This is a genomic window from Aequorivita xiaoshiensis (assembly GCF_022008395.1).
In the GTDB taxonomy this organism is placed as follows: Bacteria; Bacteroidota; Bacteroidia; order Flavobacteriales; family Flavobacteriaceae; genus Aequorivita; species Aequorivita xiaoshiensis.
The window spans coordinates 55156-71770 of sequence record NZ_JAIRBB010000004.1 but is presented as its reverse complement, the minus strand read 5'-3'; the positions used below and the strand labels follow the sequence as shown (position 1 = coordinate 71770).

17 protein-coding genes are annotated in these 16615 nt (G+C 34.0%); 13 read left to right on the top strand and 4 right to left on the bottom strand.

Annotated elements, in window-relative coordinates; all coding sequences use genetic code 11:
- Position 1: 1 nt before the first annotated feature.
- Positions 2–1060, bottom strand: coding sequence for an SRPBCC family protein (locus K8344_RS06885; RefSeq protein ID WP_237608008.1), 1059 nt, complete (start codon positions 1058–1060; stop codon positions 2–4).
- A 152-nt stretch (positions 1061–1212) separates the two neighbouring features.
- On the opposite strand from K8344_RS06885, the gene K8344_RS06880 reads away from it, so the two are divergent.
- Positions 1213–3252 (top strand): dipeptidyl peptidase 3, encoded by a 2040-nt coding sequence (locus K8344_RS06880; protein ID WP_237608007.1) that lies wholly within the window; start codon positions 1213–1215, stop codon positions 3250–3252.
- A 76-nt stretch (positions 3253–3328) separates the two neighbouring features.
- Here the strand turns inward: K8344_RS06880 and K8344_RS06875 are convergent, their stop codons facing one another.
- Positions 3329–3517 (bottom strand): hypothetical protein, encoded by a 189-nt coding sequence (locus K8344_RS06875; protein WP_237608006.1) that lies wholly within the window; start codon positions 3515–3517, stop codon positions 3329–3331.
- 142 nt (positions 3518–3659) lie between these two features.
- Between K8344_RS06875 and K8344_RS06870 the strand changes: the two genes are divergently transcribed.
- Complete coding sequence (locus K8344_RS06870) at positions 3660–4046, top strand: nucleoside triphosphate pyrophosphohydrolase family protein (protein WP_237608005.1); 387 nt, start codon at positions 3660–3662, stop codon at positions 4044–4046.
- A gap of 100 nt (positions 4047–4146) precedes the next feature.
- Here K8344_RS06870 and K8344_RS06865 read toward each other — a convergent pair whose 3' ends face one another.
- Positions 4147–5217 carry a branched-chain amino acid aminotransferase gene (locus tag K8344_RS06865; protein ID WP_237608004.1) on the bottom strand — a complete coding sequence of 357 codons (1071 nt, stop codon included), beginning with the start codon at positions 5215–5217 and terminating at the stop codon, positions 4147–4149.
- A gap of 110 nt (positions 5218–5327) precedes the next feature.
- Between K8344_RS06865 and K8344_RS06860 the strand changes: the two genes are divergently transcribed.
- The 3 genes from K8344_RS06860 to K8344_RS06850 all read left to right on the top strand — a co-directional run bounded on the left by K8344_RS06860 (position 5328) and on the right by K8344_RS06850 (position 7582).
- A complete protein-coding gene (locus tag K8344_RS06860; RefSeq protein ID WP_237608003.1) occupies positions 5328–5843 on the top strand; it encodes a DUF4920 domain-containing protein in 516 nt (171 codons plus the stop codon).
- Between the two features lie 4 nt (positions 5844–5847).
- Complete coding sequence (gene mnmC2 / locus K8344_RS06855; protein ID WP_237608002.1) at positions 5848–6522, top strand: tRNA (5-methylaminomethyl-2-thiouridine)(34)-methyltransferase MnmC2; 675 nt, start codon at positions 5848–5850, stop codon at positions 6520–6522.
- 145 nt (positions 6523–6667) lie between these two features.
- A complete protein-coding gene (locus K8344_RS06850; RefSeq protein ID WP_237608001.1) occupies positions 6668–7582 on the top strand; it encodes a TIGR01777 family oxidoreductase in 915 nt (304 codons plus the stop codon).
- A gap of 57 nt (positions 7583–7639) precedes the next feature.
- Here the strand turns inward: K8344_RS06850 and K8344_RS06845 are convergent, their stop codons facing one another.
- Complete coding sequence (locus tag K8344_RS06845) at positions 7640–8293, bottom strand: YceI family protein (protein WP_237608000.1); 654 nt, start codon at positions 8291–8293, stop codon at positions 7640–7642.
- A 154-nt stretch (positions 8294–8447) separates the two neighbouring features.
- Between K8344_RS06845 and K8344_RS06840 the strand changes: the two genes are divergently transcribed.
- The 8 genes from K8344_RS06840 (at position 8448) to K8344_RS06805 (ending at position 16605) form a co-directional block, all read left to right on the top strand.
- Positions 8448–8996, top strand: a complete 549-nt coding sequence (locus tag K8344_RS06840; protein WP_237607999.1) for a nucleotide exchange factor GrpE — start codon at positions 8448–8450, stop codon at positions 8994–8996.
- A gap of 1 nt (position 8997) precedes the next feature.
- Positions 8998–10116, top strand: coding sequence for a molecular chaperone DnaJ (dnaJ, locus tag K8344_RS06835; RefSeq protein WP_237607998.1), 1119 nt, complete (start codon positions 8998–9000; stop codon positions 10114–10116).
- A 275-nt stretch (positions 10117–10391) separates the two neighbouring features.
- Positions 10392–11318, top strand: coding sequence for an ABC transporter ATP-binding protein (locus K8344_RS06830; RefSeq protein ID WP_237607997.1), 927 nt, complete (start codon positions 10392–10394; stop codon positions 11316–11318).
- A gap of 6 nt (positions 11319–11324) precedes the next feature.
- Positions 11325–12632, top strand: coding sequence for an ABC transporter permease (locus K8344_RS06825; RefSeq protein ID WP_237607996.1), 1308 nt, complete (start codon positions 11325–11327; stop codon positions 12630–12632).
- 5 nt (positions 12633–12637) lie between these two features.
- Positions 12638–13561 carry a mechanosensitive ion channel family protein gene (locus tag K8344_RS06820; protein ID WP_237607995.1) on the top strand — a complete coding sequence of 308 codons (924 nt, stop codon included), beginning with the start codon at positions 12638–12640 and terminating at the stop codon, positions 13559–13561.
- Positions 13562–13568: 7 nt separating this feature from the next.
- On the top strand, positions 13569–14489 hold the full coding sequence (locus tag K8344_RS06815; RefSeq protein WP_237607994.1) for a DUF6268 family outer membrane beta-barrel protein: 921 nt from the start codon (positions 13569–13571) through the stop codon (positions 14487–14489).
- Between the two features lie 2 nt (positions 14490–14491).
- Entirely contained in the window at positions 14492–15655 is a 1164-nt protein-coding gene (locus K8344_RS06810) for a sigma-54-dependent transcriptional regulator (RefSeq protein ID WP_237607993.1), read from the top strand.
- 71 nt (positions 15656–15726) lie between these two features.
- Positions 15727–16605: a PPK2 family polyphosphate kinase gene (locus K8344_RS06805; RefSeq protein ID WP_237607992.1), complete on the top strand. Its 879-nt coding sequence runs from the start codon at positions 15727–15729 to the stop codon at positions 16603–16605.
- The last annotated feature ends 10 nt before the right edge of the window (positions 16606–16615 follow it).

Genomic DNA, 16615 nt, shown 5'->3' with positions numbered 1-16615 from the left:
TTTATATACCTTCTTCTAAATCAGGTTTTGGGGTCGTTATGATTGGTATGTAAATTTCTGTTACCCAATTAGCAGGGTTCGCAGTTTCATTTGGATCTGTAATATATACTTCAAATTTTTTACCCTCAGGGTCTATTTCTAAACCATTCTTTTTAATATATTCATTACCTTCGGTATATGCTTCTGGCAAGTGGTTATAGTTTCCTTTTAGAGAAATCTTAACTGCAGAAATAGGCTCCATAAATCCACAAACTACGGGGCTACCTTCAGGGGTAATTACTTTTTCTCTTACTGGAACACCTGTTGAGAAAATAACAGTATTGTTTGCCTCGTCAACTTGATTGTATAAGGTAAAAGGTTTCCCCGACATATTTAAATTATTATTAGAAACAAAGTCTAATACTTGTGTCATCATAGGTTCCATTTTATCACCTAATTCTTGCATTCTAGCTACGGAAGTTGTGTACATATAATATCCACCACCGTATTGCGTAAGTCCATCTACATTTATTGAATATTTCTTCATATCCTCAACTACTTCTTTGGCAATTCCTTCCAAACCAGTAATATTCATTTCGTGAACTTGAGCTTTAAAATCGGTTCCACTTATCGAGAAAAAGAACTTATCAAGTAGGGTGTGTTCTCCTTTCATTTTCCAAGTTATTTTGGTTCCTTCAGGAACTTCTTCAAAACTCCAAAATACTTTAGGGTGACGCGTTCCTCCTGGAGTTTCTAACGTTAAATCTTGTTCGATCTCTTTATTAGGGATTACCTTGGTAGTTGTCATTGAACCATTCATTTCACCATCCCAAGAATAGGAAGCACCTTCGCCTGCAGTTTTTTCGGCGTAAGTAAACCTAATTGTAGGATCTTCTTTTTTCCAAGGTCCCCAAGTTTCCCAATTTCTATAATCATTTACTTTATTAAATACCACTTCTGGAGGAGCCTTAATAACCATTGAATCTTTAATGTCGTAAGAGCCGTCCTGTGTTCCAAAATAAATGGCACCGCCAATTACTATCAGGAGAATAAGAAAAAGTAAATACTTAATTATTTTCATGTTTTTAAGGTTGGAGTTGGTTGTAGGTGCTAAGATACGGAAATTTCATCTAAGCTTTTATATATAGACGTCTGCTATTTCATTCGTGATAAACCAATTAATATAGAGTCCATTATTTTAGTACATTTGCGTTTAATAAAAATTTAAATAAAATGAAGAAAACCTTATTTATTGCAATGGCAATGAGTGGTTTGTTGTTTTTTTCTTGTAATGAGAAAAAAGATGAAAAACCAACTGCACAAGTCGAAACTGAAGAGAGTAAAGATTTTGACTATTCAGTAGAGCAATTTGCAGATATCAAAGTTTTGCGTTACCAAATTCCAGGATGGGAAAAACTATCTTTGAAAGAACAAAAACTAGTTTATTACCTTACTCAAGCAGGATTAGAAGGAAGAGATATAATCTGGGATCAGAATTATAGACACAACCTTACAATCAGAAAGGCATTAGAAAATGTGTATCAAAATTATAAGGGTGATAAGTCTTCTGATAATTGGAATAACTTTGAAACCTACTTAAAAAGAATTTGGTTTAGTAATGGTATTCACCATCATTATGCAAGCAACAAGATAAAACCTGAGTTCTCTTCAGATTATCTAAAGCAATTATTAAATGATACAAACACTACTTTAGAAGGTGAAGCTTTTGAAGTAATCTTTAATGACGAAGATGCTACAAAAGTTGATCAGTCTAAAGGTATTGATAACGTAGCTAAAAGCGCGGTAAACTTTTACGGAGCTAATGTTACCACTAAAGATGTAGAAAATTTTTATTCAAAAAAGCAATCTCCAGACCCGAATAAACCATTGTCTTTTGGCTTAAACTCAAAACTAGTTAAGGAGAATGGTGAGGTAAAAGAATTGGTGTATAAGTCGGGTGGACTATATGGCGAAGCAATTGATAGAATAATCGAGTGGCTTGAAAAGGCTCAAGGTGTAGCTGAAAATAAAGCTCAAGGTGATGCAATTGGTTTGTTAATAGAATATTACAAAACAGGTGATCTTCAAACTTGGGACGATTACAACGTTGCTTGGACAGCTGCTACGGAAGGAAATATTGATTACATCAACAGTTTTATTGAAGTTTATCAAGATCCAGTAGGATACAAAGGGACTTACGAAAGCATCGTACAGATTAAAGACTTTGATATGTCTGAAAAAATGGCTGTTCTTTCTGAAAACGCACAATGGTTTGAAGATAATTCAACATTGATGGAAGAGCACAAAAAGAAAAATGTTGTAGGTGTTACTTATAAAGTTGTAAACGTAGCAGGCGAAGCTGGTGATGCTTCTCCAAGTACACCAATTGGTGTAAACCTTCCAAATGCTAACTGGATTCGGGCAGCGGTAGGAAGTAAGTCGGTTTCATTGGGTAACATTATTGAAGCTTACAATAACGCTGGTAGTTCAGGTAGATTAAAAGAATTTGTTCACGATGACGAAGAGCTAGCATTAGAAAAAGAATACGGACAAGTAGCCGATAAACTTCACACAGCACTTCACGAAGTAATTGGTCACGCTTCAGGACAATTAAACCCTGGTGTAGGTGAAACAAAAGAAACGCTTAAGAATTACGCTTCAACATTAGAAGAAGGTCGTGCAGATTTAGTAGGATTATATTACCTATACACTCCAAAATTGCAAGAGTTAGGATTAGTTGATGACTGGAAAAAAGTGGGAATGGCTGCCTATGATGGTTATATCAGAAATGGTTTAATGACGCAGTTAATTCGTCTTAACCTTGGTGATGATGTTGTACAAGCACATATGCGTAACCGTCAGTGGGTGTCTTCTTGGGTTTACGAAAAAGGAAAAGAGGACAACGTAATTGAAAAAGTTACTCGTGATGGCAAAACCTACTACAATATTAACAATTATGATAAATTACACGATTTATTCGGACAGTTATTACGCGAGACTCAAAGAATTAAGAGTGAAGGAGATTATGCAGCTGTAGAAAAACTTGTTGAAACATACGGTGTAAAAGTAGATTACGACCTTCATAAAGAAATTTTAGAGCGTAACAAGCAGTTTACATCTGCGCCATATAGCGGATTTGTTAATCCTGTAATTGTTCCAAAAATGAAAGATAGTGGCGAAATTGAAAGCTTTACAATTGAGCAGCCAAAAACATTTGCTGAGCAGATGTTATACTATGCCAAAAACTATAGTAATTTGCCTGCTGTAAACTAATTTTAGTTTTCAACATAAAAAAAAGCGCTTCGGAAATTCCGAAGCGCTTTTTGTTTTAAGATAAATTGAATTCAATTTAAGGTTTAAAATATGTTTTAACCATAACTAAGAGTAATACAAAAGCTATAAAACCAATCAAAACCCAAATACTTCCTTTGTAGTATTTTTTATGAAGTTTTTTATCGTTTCGATAGCTAAAAGCTATGATAATCACGAAAACAATAAAAAACAAAGCAGTAAAAACCCATTGACCAGTTGTGAACATAAATTTGTAGTTTTATGGCTGTAAAAGTAAGGATTAAAGTGCAAACAAGATTCAGGATTCACAAGAATCAATGTAAATTCTGAAAACCTGTATTTTAATTCTTTTTTCAATAATTGAAGAAGTCTAACCTCAAAAGAATACAATGAAAAACAAAATAGCTGCAGTAACAGAATTTCACAAAGCATTTGGTCTTGGTTTGAAAGACGCTCCAACTGCTGATCTTGGAATTAATAAAAATCTGTTGCGTTACAAATTAATGCGAGAAGAAAATGAAGAGTACCTTGAAGCTGCAAATAATAACGATTTAGTTGAGGTTGCAGATGCTTTGGGTGATATGCTTTACATTTTATGTGGAACCATAATTGAGCATGGTATGCAACATAAAATTGAAGAGGTTTTTGACGAAATTCAACGAAGTAATATGAGTAAGTTAGGAGCAGATGGTAAACCTATTTACAGAGAAGATGGAAAGGTGTTAAAAGGCCCGAGTTATTTTGAGCCAAAAATTAAAGAGATACTTGAAAAATAAATTATAAAGAGAAAAATCCAAACTTCAAAGGGTTAGAACCTTTGAAATTTGGATTTTATTTTTAATTGCCCAGCCGGCACTTTTAATTTATGGTTTCTTTTTACTTAACTTCAAATCTCCAACCAAAAGGATCTTCAGTAATATTGTGTTGGATACTCATTAAGTCTTTCTTAAATCGAGCAGAGTAGCTGTCTTCAGGTTTAGTGAGTTCGTAAACATTCTCCTTATGGCCAATAGCACTTACAGGGCTTATAACTGCTGCAGTTCCCGCACCAAAAATTTCTTTTAAACTTCCATCCTTTGCCGCTTCAACAATTTCTGATACTAAAACAGGACGCACCTCTACATCTATGTTATTGTGTTTTGCAATATCAATAACACTCTTTCGGGTTACTCCATCCAAAATTCTATCGCTGACAGGAGCGGTAATCAAAGTGTCATTTACTCTAAAGAAAACATTCATTGTACCTGCCTCTTCTAGATATTTATGTTCACTATCGTCTGTCCAAATTATTTGGTGGAATCCTTTTTCGCGTGCAAGGTTTGTTGGGTAAAATTGTGCCCCGTAGTTTCCAGCCGCTTTTGCAGCACCTACACCACCGTTTGCAGCACGACTATAATGGTCGGCAATAACAACTTTTACATCACCTGTATAATATGCTTGAGCAGGTGCTGCTAAAATCATAAACTTATATTCGTCTGAAGGAGAGGCAGAAACCCCAACTTGAGTCGCCATTACAAATGGACGAATGTACAAAGAGTTTCCAAGTCCTGGTTGAATCCACTCTTTATCCATACGTACAAGTGTGGTCAAAGCTTCAAAGAAAATATCACGAGGAAATTCAGGTATGGCTAACCTCTTAGCCGATTTATTAATTCGTTCAAAATTTGCTTCTGGTCTAAATAACCAAACTCTACCATCGTCATCTTTATAGGCTTTCATTCCTTCAAAAACGGCTTGGCCGTAATGAAAGACTTTCGCACCAGGTGAGATTGATAAATTACCGTACGGTCTAATTGTTGGATTTTGCCATTCGCCATCTTTAAAATCGCATTCGAACATGTGATCGGTAAATGTGCTTCCAAAAACAAGGTTGTCAAAATCAACTTCTTTAACTCTAGAAGTTTCTGTTTTAAGTATATTTAATTTTGGAGTAATTGAAGAATTCATTTAATTTTCATTTATTCGGTAAAAATAGGTAAAATTTAGACCATTAAAAATTTAAAAAATCCTTAAAATTGCAATACAATAACAATCAATAATATAATAATTATTTAAAAATGAAAAAAATATTATTAGTACTCGCAATTTCATTTGCCTTTTTTAGCTGTAAAAATGAGCAAAAAGAGGAGTCATCTAATTCGCAAGTGGAAGAGGTTGCGATACATTATCAGTCTTTTGGAGATGAAATTACAGATGAAGGTGTATTGACAAAGACTGAAATGATTGAAAAATACAACGCTTTAAAACCTGGAGATACTATAAATGTGAAATTTACTACAACTGTAAAAGATGTATGCCAGAAAAAAGGCTGTTGGATGAACCTTGATTTAGGTAATGATGAAGCTATGGTTCGTTTTAAAGATTATGGTTTTTTCATGCCGAAAGATATTGCAGGACAAGAAATTATTGTTAACGGAAAAGCCTATATAGAGGAGATGAGTATTGAAGATCAGCGTCACTACGCAGAAGATGGTGGAAAATCAAAAGAAGAAATAGCAGCGATTACCGAAGTAAAAAGAACACTAGCTTTTGAAGCTGATGGTGTGCTTATTTCAAAAGTAGAAAAGGAATAGTATTTTGAAACGTTCAATTCTTAAAACAGGCGATGGCTCATACACTTTGCATATAGCAGAATGGAATGAACAATACCATTCCAAGCACGGGGCGATAGCCGAAGCTCTTCACGTTTTTATAAAAGAAGGGCTTTTTTATTGGACTGACAATAATTCATCTAAAGATATTTCTATATTAGAGATTGGTTTTGGCACAGGGTTAAATGCATTTCTCACTTTATTAGAAACAGAAACGCACAATTTCAATATTACATACACTGGCGTTGAAGCTTATCCTTTAGAAGTTTCTGAAATTGAAACCTTAAATTACCCAGAACTATTAAATACTTCAGAAGAAGGGTTTTTAACACTGCACAATACTCCTTGGGAAGAAAAATCATCGATTTCAGATAATTTTCACCTTCTGAAAAATAAAATGTACTTCTCAGAAATTACGCTTGATAGTAGCATAGACTTAATTTATTTCGACGCTTTTGGAATCCGTGTGCAAGCAGATTTATGGACTGAAGAAATTTTTCAATTAATGTACAATGCTTTAAAACCCAACGGAGTATTAGTTACTTATGCCGCAAACGGAAATGCCCGTCGTGCAATGCAAGCTGTTGGCTTTTCTGTTGAACGAATTCCTGGTCCTCCAGGAAAAAAAGAAATGATGAGAGCGACAAAATTGGAACTTTAAAAGTTAGAAAATCCTTAATCTGCTTTTTTGTTTTCCTCATTAAAAAGTAGTTGATAAACTTCAATTAATTAGATTGCGATGCATATTTCACAATCTTCCGTTAAGACACTTTGTAGTTCCTTTTTGAATTTATAAATTTAAAATTATGAAGAAGAAAGTGTTGATAACTGGAGCTACAGGACTTGTGGGAAGTGAATTGGTAAAACAATGTCACAATGATGGGATCGCTGTTCATTATCTTACCACAAGTAAAGAAAAAATTGAAAATACCGAAAACTATAAAGGGTTTTATTGGAACCCGAAAAAAGGTGAAATAGACACTAAAGTTTTTGAAAATGTTACTGCTATAATAAATTTGGCAGGAGCATCTATTGCAAAAAGGTGGACAGATAGTTATAAAAAAACTATTATCGACAGTAGGGTAATGTCAATTAACTTACTTTATGATACGCTTCAAAAGATCGATCACAATATAGTCCACTTTATTTCCGCTAGTGGAATAAATATCTACCCCAATTCCAAAACAAAACTTTACACTGAAGAAGATAAAGTAACCGATGACTCATTTTTAGCAAATGTGGTCTCTTCTTGGGAAGCTGCTACAGCAAAATTTAAAAATGCCGGGATGGAGGTTACCAAAGTTCGTACGGGGATGGTTTTGGCAAAAGGAGCAGGTGCATTACCCCAAATAATTAAGCCTATTAAATTAGGGGTAGGCGCTCCACTAGGCAGTGGCGAGCAATGGCAGTCTTGGATACATATTGAAGATATTGCAGCAATTTATCTTTTTTTACTCAATAATCAGTTAGAAGGAAAGTTTAATGCTGTAGCTCCAAATCCCGTTCAGAATAAAAAAATGACAAGAATGATAGCTTCAAAACTTGACAGTCCTCTTTGGTTGCCAAACATACCGGCATTTGTGTTGAAATTAGTTTTAGGGGAAATGTCTGTATTAGTTTTAGAAGGGCAGCTTGTTAGTTCTAAGAAATTAGAAAAGCTAGGGTATCAATTTAAATATTATAATCTAGACAATGCGCTAGAAGATGTTTTGAAGGAATAATACGAAATAAAAAAGAGGCCAAAATGGCCTCTTTTTAGTTTATAAAATTTTTTCTGATTAAGCTTTATTAGCTACCAAAGAAACTTCTATTTTCATAATGTCGCTAATAAATTTGTCTCCTAGGTTGTCAAATATAGACTTAGAACCAAAGTTGATACCCCATTTTGTTCTGTCCAATTCAATAGCATCACTCTTTAATGTCATTTTATCTCCTTCAGTAACAACAGTTGCAGGAAACTCGATAGCGTTAGTTTTACCTTTAATAGTTAAGTTACCTTTCACTATGTTGTTTTCCATACCAGTCAACTCAAATTTTGCAGTTGGATATTTTTTAATATTGAAAAAGTCTCCTTCTTTACCTTCAACTGTTCCTTTTAAGTGAGCTTCTAAATTATCTTTGTATTCACCTTCTAAGTCTTGAACGTTGATTGTGTTCATATCTATTTCGAATTTTCCAGCTTCAACAACTCCATTGTTTAAATGGAATACACCAGAATTAAGTGAAATAGTTCCGAAGTGTTTTGTAGTAGGCTTTTCACCTTCCCACTTAATCTCAGAAGCTGCTGGGTCTACGTTGTATTCTACTGCTGCTTCAGTTGCCTCTGCTGGAGTTTCTACTGCAACTTCAGATTCTTTTTCAGCATTTTTACAAGAGAATGTTGCTGCTGCCAAAAAGGCTAGTAATGTAATTTTTAAGGTTGTAGGTTTCATAGTTTATTTTAAATGTTTAATGGAGCGCAAAAGTAATATTAATTGAATCATTATATCTTAAATTAATATTAAATTAAAAGCTGTGACATTTTGACATTTTACAACAATTGGCAGTACTTTTGCTCCCTCTTGAAAAACTGAAAGAATTCTCGCTATGAGCAAAAATGATAAAAACAAAGAAACCGAATTTCAGGAAGAAGTAGGTTTAGACGAACAAATGAATAATGAGCAGGAGATTGCTGAAGAAAACGAAACAGATCCTTTAGCTGAATTGCAAGATCAACTTCAAAATGAAAAAGATCGCTACTTGCGTCTTTTCGCAGAATTTGAAAATTATAAAAAGCGTACCTCTCGCGAACGCATAGAAATGTTTAAAACAGCAGGTGAAGAGGTGATAATTTCATTATTACCAGTTTTAGACGACTTTGAACGAGCGCTAAAAGAAATTGAAAAAATAGGAGACGATCACTTTAAGGGTGTAGAACTTATCAATAATAAACTGCGTGAAACTCTTCGTTCTAAAGGATTAGAGATGATGGAGGTTAAGCAGGGCGACACTTTTGATTCTGAAGCACACGAAGCAGTTACTCAGATTCCAGCTCCAGACAAAAAATTAAAAGGAAAAATAATTGATGTGGTAGAAAAGGGATACACTTTAGGTGAGAAAATTATCCGCTACCCAAAAGTGGTTATAGGACAATAATATGAAGGAAGATTATTACGAAATATTAGGAATCTCAAAAAATGCAACGACTGCCGAAATAAAAAAGGCATATCGTAAAAAGGCAATTCAATATCACCCTGATAAAAATCCTGGGGATGATGAAGCGGAAGTAATGTTTAAAAAATCTGCAGAAGCTTACGAAGTGCTTAGCGACCCCAACAAACGTTCACGTTACGACCAATTTGGTCATCAAGCCTTTGAAGGCGGTGGTGGCTTCGGAGGCGGTGGTATGAATATGGATGACATATTCAGCCAGTTTGGCGATATCTTTGGCGGCGCATTCGGTGGTGGCTTCGGAGGCGGTGGCTTCGGCGGAGGCGGCGGACGTAGAACTGTAAAAGGGAGTAACTTGCGTATTCGTGTACAACTTACCTTAGAAGAGATTGCTACCGGTGTAGAAAAGAAAATTAAAGTAAAACGCAAGAAACTAGCCCAAGGAACAACTTATAAAACTTGTCCTACTTGTAATGGACAAGGGCAAGTTACCCGTATCCAAAATACAATTCTGGGGCGGATGCAAACTTCAGCTCCTTGTAATGCTTGTGGAGGATTAGGGCAAATTGTAGATTCAAAGCCTGCAAATGCAGATGCTGACGGAATGTTAGCGACTGAGGAAACAGTTTCAATTAAAATTCCAGCTGGTGTTGTAGATGGAATGCAGTTAAAGGTTTCCGGAAAAGGAAACGATGCTCCGGGAAATGGAGTTCCTGGCGATCTATTGGTGGCTATTGAAGAAAAACCGCATCCAAGTTTACAACGTGAAGGCGACAACTTACATTTCGATTTATATATAAGTTTTTCTGATGCAGCTTTAGGAACTTCCAAAGAAATAGAAACTGTAACAGGAAAAGTTAGAATTAAAGTTGAAGCGGGTACACAAAGTGGAAAAATATTAAGACTCCGCAGTAAAGGTATACCAAGTATAAATGGTTACGGTACTGGTGATTTGCTAGTTCACGTTAATGTTTGGACACCAAAATCTCTTTCGAAAGAGCAAAGAGAATTTTTTGAAAAAATGGCCAACGATCAACATTTTGAACCAAACCCAGAAAAGGAAGACAAGTCATTTTTTGAAAAAGTTAAAGACATGTTTTCTTAAACAAACGTTAAATTAAAATAATTTGTATATATTTGAATTGTCGCTTCGTCTAAGAGGCGGCAATTTTTCTTTTTCATAGCAATTTTTTTCCCACCCAAAAGCTTAGGTTTTTGGGTGGGTTTTGCATTTATAGCATTTTTGTCTTTTAGATAACTATATCAATTAGTCTACAAATATTGTTATTATACTAGAGTCTAAAAATTTCTTAAAAGTTAACTGTAAAAAGTGCTGTTAGGCTCTCAAATCAATATATTTACATCTTACAAATAAATTTTATGGAAAAACTTTTAGTAGTTAATAATGTATCCAAAAACTACGGAGATTACAAGGCGCTTAACGATGTTTCTATAGCGGTGGAAAAAGGAAGTATCTTTGGGCTGTTAGGGCCAAATGGTGCTGGAAAAACAACTTTAATTCGAATCATCAATCAAATTACAATGCCAGATACTGGTTCGGTAATATTAGATGGTGAACCACTTAAACCAGATCATATAAGATATATAGGATATTTGCCTGAAGAACGAGGTTTGTATAAAACCATGAAAGTAGGGGAGCAAGCATTGTATTTGGCTCAATTAAAAGGACTTTCAAAACGAGAAGCTAAGGAAAGATTAAAATATTGGTTTAATAGACTGGATATCGGGGATTGGTGGGATAAAAAAATCCAAGAACTTTCAAAAGGAATGGCACAAAAAATTCAATTTGTGGTTACCGTTCTACACAACCCAAAATTATTGATATTTGATGAGCCTTTTAGTGGTTTTGATCCTATTAACGCCAATTTAATTAAAGATGAAATATTAAAATTACGCGATGATGGAGCAACTGTTATTTTTTCTACACACCGAATGGAATCGGTAGAAGAAATGTGCGATCATATTGCGTTAATTAATAAATCCAATAAAATTCTAGATGGGAAGCTAGTGGATATTAAAAGACAATACAAAAACAACATTTTTGAAATTGGACTAATAACTCCTAATCACACAGCAACAACTGCTTCCTTAAAAGAGAAGTTTGAAATTTTCCCTACAACATTCAAAAGTATAAACGAGGAACTTAAATACAAAGTGAAGTTGCCAGCCTCGGTATCTACTAATGAGTTTGTGAACTATCTTACGTCTCAAGGACAATTAACTCACTTTGTTGAAGTAATTCCATCAGCGAGCGACATTTTTATTGAAACCATCCAAAACAACTAATTATAGATGAATCATCTTCCATTAATTATAAAAAGAGAATACCTTACCAAGGTCCGCAACAAGTCGTTTGTTATTATGACTTTTTTGAGTCCCATTATATTCGTTGGGATTTTTGCATTAGTTGCTTATTTATCTAATTTAAATAATGACACAGTTCGCAAGATTTCAGTTTTGGACGAGAGCGGATTGTTCTTAACTGAATTTAAAAGTACAGCACAAACGCATTATAAATTACTGCCAAATATTTCATTAGATGAAGCTAAAAAAGGTGCTCAAACCGATGAAACTTATGGGCTTTTATACATTCCCGATTCAGAAAGTCTAGAATCTATTTCAAAAGGGATTACATTTTTTTCTGAAGAATCACCGTCGCTTCCTTTAATGAATAGTATTAATAAAATGCTTGAAAGTAAAGTGAATACGCTGAAGTTAAAAGAAGCCGGAATGGATTCTGATATTATAAAAAACCTTCGTATTAACATTAATGCTAATCAAGAAACTTTTAAAGGCGAGGAAACGTCAAAACTAGGCTCAGGCTTAAAACTAATCTTCGGTGGAGCGGCAGGTTATCTGCTGTTTATGTTTATCATAATTTATGGTAATATGATAATGCGAAGTGTTATTGAAGAAAAAACGAGTAGGGTCATTGAAGTGATAATTTCATCGGTAAAACCTCGTTTATTATTGTTAGGAAAGATATTTGGAACCACGCTTGCCGGTATTACCCAATTTTTAATTTGGGTAATTTTAATATTGGTATTAATGACGGTAGTGACATCAATTTTCGGAATAGACCCTTCAGCTGGCTCACCCTCTCAACAAGCAATTGAAAGTACTATAGACGGAGGGACTCAGCAGGTTTTAAACGATATTTTAATAGAAATTAATAATTTGCCAATTACAAACCTTATTATAATGTTTGTTCTATTTTTTGTTGGAGGTTACTTATTGTATGCTTCATTATATGCCGCTGTGGGAGCTGCTGTTGATAGCGAAACCGATACCCAACAATTTATGATGCCTATTTTAATGCCCCTTATTTTAGCAGTTTACGTAGGTTTCTTTACAGTGATAGATAATCCACATGGTACAGTATCACAAGTTTTTTCTTATATTCCTTTTACATCTCCCGTAGTGATGCTTATGCGTATACCTTTTGGTGTACCAATCTGGCAACAAGTTCTATCAGTATTAATTTTATTTGGTACTTTCATAGGGATGGTTTGGTTTGCTGCAAAAATATATCGTGTAGGAATTTTGATGTATGGGAAGAAGCCGTCGTATAAAGAAATTTTTAAATGGCTTAAGTATTAATAGATGTGAATAATAAAGTAACTAAAATAGAAGCAGTAGTTAAAGAAGATATTCTAGGTACAATAAAGAGATTTTTGGATCTAGGGTTCTACTTTGGTGAAGGTGATAACCAAGTGGGAGTCACCATTGGATTATTGTTATTACTTATAGTTTCTTACATTATAACTCATTTCGCTTTAAAAATTACACGTTCGCTTATTACTAGGCAAATGGACTCAACTGATAAGCAAAAATTTATCAGCTTGTTTAAATATATTAAAGCAGCCGTTTATATAATTGTTTTTTTTACGGTTTTAAGTTTAGCAAATTTTAATATAACTCCTATACTCGCTGCTTCTGCTGCTTTATTAGTTGGTTTAGGGTTAGCTTTAAAAGAACTTTTTCAAGATATAATTGGAGGAATTTATATCATTATGGATAAGTCGCTTTTAATTGGCGACATTATAAAAATTGAAGATAAGGTTTGTAGGATTATAGAAATAAAACTTCGTAGTACCAGAGCAATAACACGTGATGATAAAATATTAATTATTCCTAATCACAAGTTTTTAATTAATACTTTTAAGAATTACACTCAAAATCATACAACAACGCGGGAGTTTATTAAAGTGAGAATTCCTTTCGGAAGCGATACAAGGTTAGTAGAGCGCATTTTAATTGAAACAGTGTCTACTCAAAAAGGAGTACTAAAGAATCCAAAACCATTTGTTTTCTTTAATGAGTTTGGGGAATGGGCTCTTGAGTTTGGTGTATATTTCTTTATTAACGACAGTTTTTCCGAGCCAAAAATAAAAAGTGAATTACGATTTAAAATCGACGCTAAGCTCAGAGAAAATAAAATTGCAATACCCTACCCCCAAAGTGACATACATATGTTCGCAAGAACAACAAGTAATAATAAAGATTTAAAGATTTCTTCAGAAGAATAAAACATTTATGAACTATAGGCTCAATTTGTTAATTGTCTTTATCGAATTAATCGGTTTGGGAGTGAATGCTCAAACTACCGATTTGGCTAGAGTTGAGTTTTTGAATGTACCACTATCAAAATCCGATAATTCCATTCAGAGATATAGAATTTTGATGCAATCTCCAATTCCTTTGAAAAAGGGTAGAAGTGATTTTTTTGTTGTTGGTGCAGAGTATCGTTATCTTGATGTAAATATTAAAGATGATAATGATAAACTTGCATTTGGATCACATCAGGTTAGTTCTATAAAACGTATATCTCTTTACTTGGGGTATACATGGAAATATAGTGATGAATGGCGCCTAGGAATGAAGGTTGGGGCTAAAGTTCAGAGTGATCTTGAAAGTAGTTTAATAGCAGATGATTTTACGTATGAAGTTGGAGTTTACGCTATTAATGATAAAAGAAAAAATGTACCAAAGGGTAAAAATCCATATAGATTAATTGCTGGACTTACTTACTCTACCACACCAGGAAGATGGTTGCCATTGCCAATTTTGAATTATTATGAAGAATTTCATCCTAATTGGACTTTTACAATCGGTGTGCCTAAAACAAATATCAGGCATTATTTAAATGATAATCATAAAGATGCAATTCAGGCGTTTGCAACTTTAGATAACGATTATGCCAATTTACAACAAAATTTTGTGCCCATTTCTATACAAAGTTCAGGAACAAAAGTTGCAGAAAGTATTCAAACAACTATAGTTTTAACAGGATTGGGTTACGAACATTTTTTTACAGATCACTTAGTGTTTTATGCATATGCCGCGCATTCGGTTTATAACAATTTTAGACTGGAAGATGGTGATGGAGATAAGATATATCAGATAAATTCAAGAAAATCGCCTTATTTTAGGGCAGGAATAAAATTTAAATATTAAAAATGTCAAGAATACTCATTATAGAAGACGAAGCAGCAATCAGAAGAGTTTTAGTTAAAATTCTTACTGAAGAGAATAAAGATTATGAAGTTTTTGAAGCTGAAGACGGTCTTGCGGGAATGGAGATTATTAAAAAAGAAGATTTTGATCTTGTGCTGTGTGATATTAAAATGCCAAAAATGGATGGTGTTGAGGTTTTAGAAGCTGTAAAAAAGATAAAGCCCGAAATACCAATGGTAATGATTTCTGGACACGGTGATCTTGATACAGCTGTTAACACCATGCGATTAGGAGCTTTCGATTATATTTCAAAACCACCAGATTTAAACCGTTTACTAAATACTGTACGAATAGCTCTTGATCGAAAAGAATTAGTAGTTGAAAATACTCGTCTTAAAAAGAAGGTATCTAAAAACTATCAGATGATTGGGGATTCTCCAGAAATAGAGAAAATAAAAGATATGATTGAAAAGGTGGCTCCAACGGAAGCCCGCGTTTTAATCACAGGACCAAACGGAACAGGAAAAGAACTTGTAGCACATTGGCTTCATCAAAAAAGCGACAGAAGTAAGGGGCCAATGATAGAAGTAAACTGTGCTGCCATTCCAAGTGAATTGATAGAAAGTGAGCTTTTCGGTCACGTTAAAGGTGCTTTCACGTCTGCAAATAAAGATCGAGCTGGAAAATTTGAAGCCGCTAATAAGGGAACTATTTTCCTCGATGAAGTTGGAGATATGAGTCTATCTGCCCAAGCTAAAGTGCTAAGAGCTTTACAAGAAAATAAAGTTCAAAGAGTAGGAAGTGATAAAGACATAAAAGTAGATGTTCGTGTTATTGCTGCTACCAATAAAGACTTAAAAAAAGAAATAGCAGAAGGCAATTTCCGTGAAGATTTATATCACAGATTAGCGGTTATTTTAATAAAAGTTCCTTCTTTAAACAATAGAAGAGACGATATTCCATTATTAGTTGAGTATTTTTCAGAAAAAATATCAACAGATCACGGAACGGCTAAAAAGAAATTTTCTAAAAAAGCTATTGAACTATTACAAGATTTTGATTGGACAGGGAATATTCGTGAGTTGCGAAATGTTGTAGAGCGCTTGATTATCCTTGGTGGTAAAGAAATAAGCGAAGAGGATGTAAAGTTATTTGCTAGTAAATAAGATGTGCTAACAGCGGAATTCAAATAGTAATTGTAGAGGGGTTGACATTCTTCTCTTTAAAAATATTAAATATGAAAGACATAAAAATCGAAGACTTTAAGGTTTCTGAAAGTATAATTATAAAAGACACAAAAACAAAAGTAGATTTAGATGCTTCAGAAAAGAAGTTAAAGAAAGCATTGAAAAAAACTCGAAAGAAACTTGGAGATCTTCAAGATACACTTTATGCTCACGGGAAATATGGTGTTTTAGTGTGTATTCAAGGAATGGATACAGCAGGAAAAGACAGTTTAATACGTGAAGTTTTTAAAGATTTCAATGCTCGTGGAGTAGTAGTTCATAGCTTCAAGACACCTACGTCTTTAGAGAAACGCCACAATTATTTATGGCGTCATTATATAGCGCTACCTGAACGTGGAAAGTTTGGTGTATTTAATCGTACCCACTACGAAAACGTCTTGGTTACACGTGTACATCCAGAATATATTCTAGGTGAAAATTTACCAGATGTAAATAGCTTGGATGACATCACCGATGAATTTTGGGACAAACGTTTTCAGCAAATAAATAATTTTGAAAAAACCATTCAGGAAAATGGCACTATTATTTTCAAATTCTTTTTAAATCTTTCAAAAGAGGAACAAAAATATCGCCTATTGCGTCGTTTAAACAAACCAAATAAAAACTGGAAGTTTTCTCCAGGTGATTTAGATGAGCGCGAACTTTGGAGTGAATACCAAAAATATTACGAAGAAGCGATTAACCGTACTTCAAAACCTAAAGCACCTTGGTATATAATTCCTTCAGATGATAAAAAAGCTGCACGGTATATTGTGGCAGAAATAATGCTTCAAGAATTACAAAAATACACTGATATTAAAGAGCCTGAATTGGATGATGATATAAAATCGAAAATTTCAGAATATCGTGATAGGCTTAAAAATGACTAATACTCTCAAC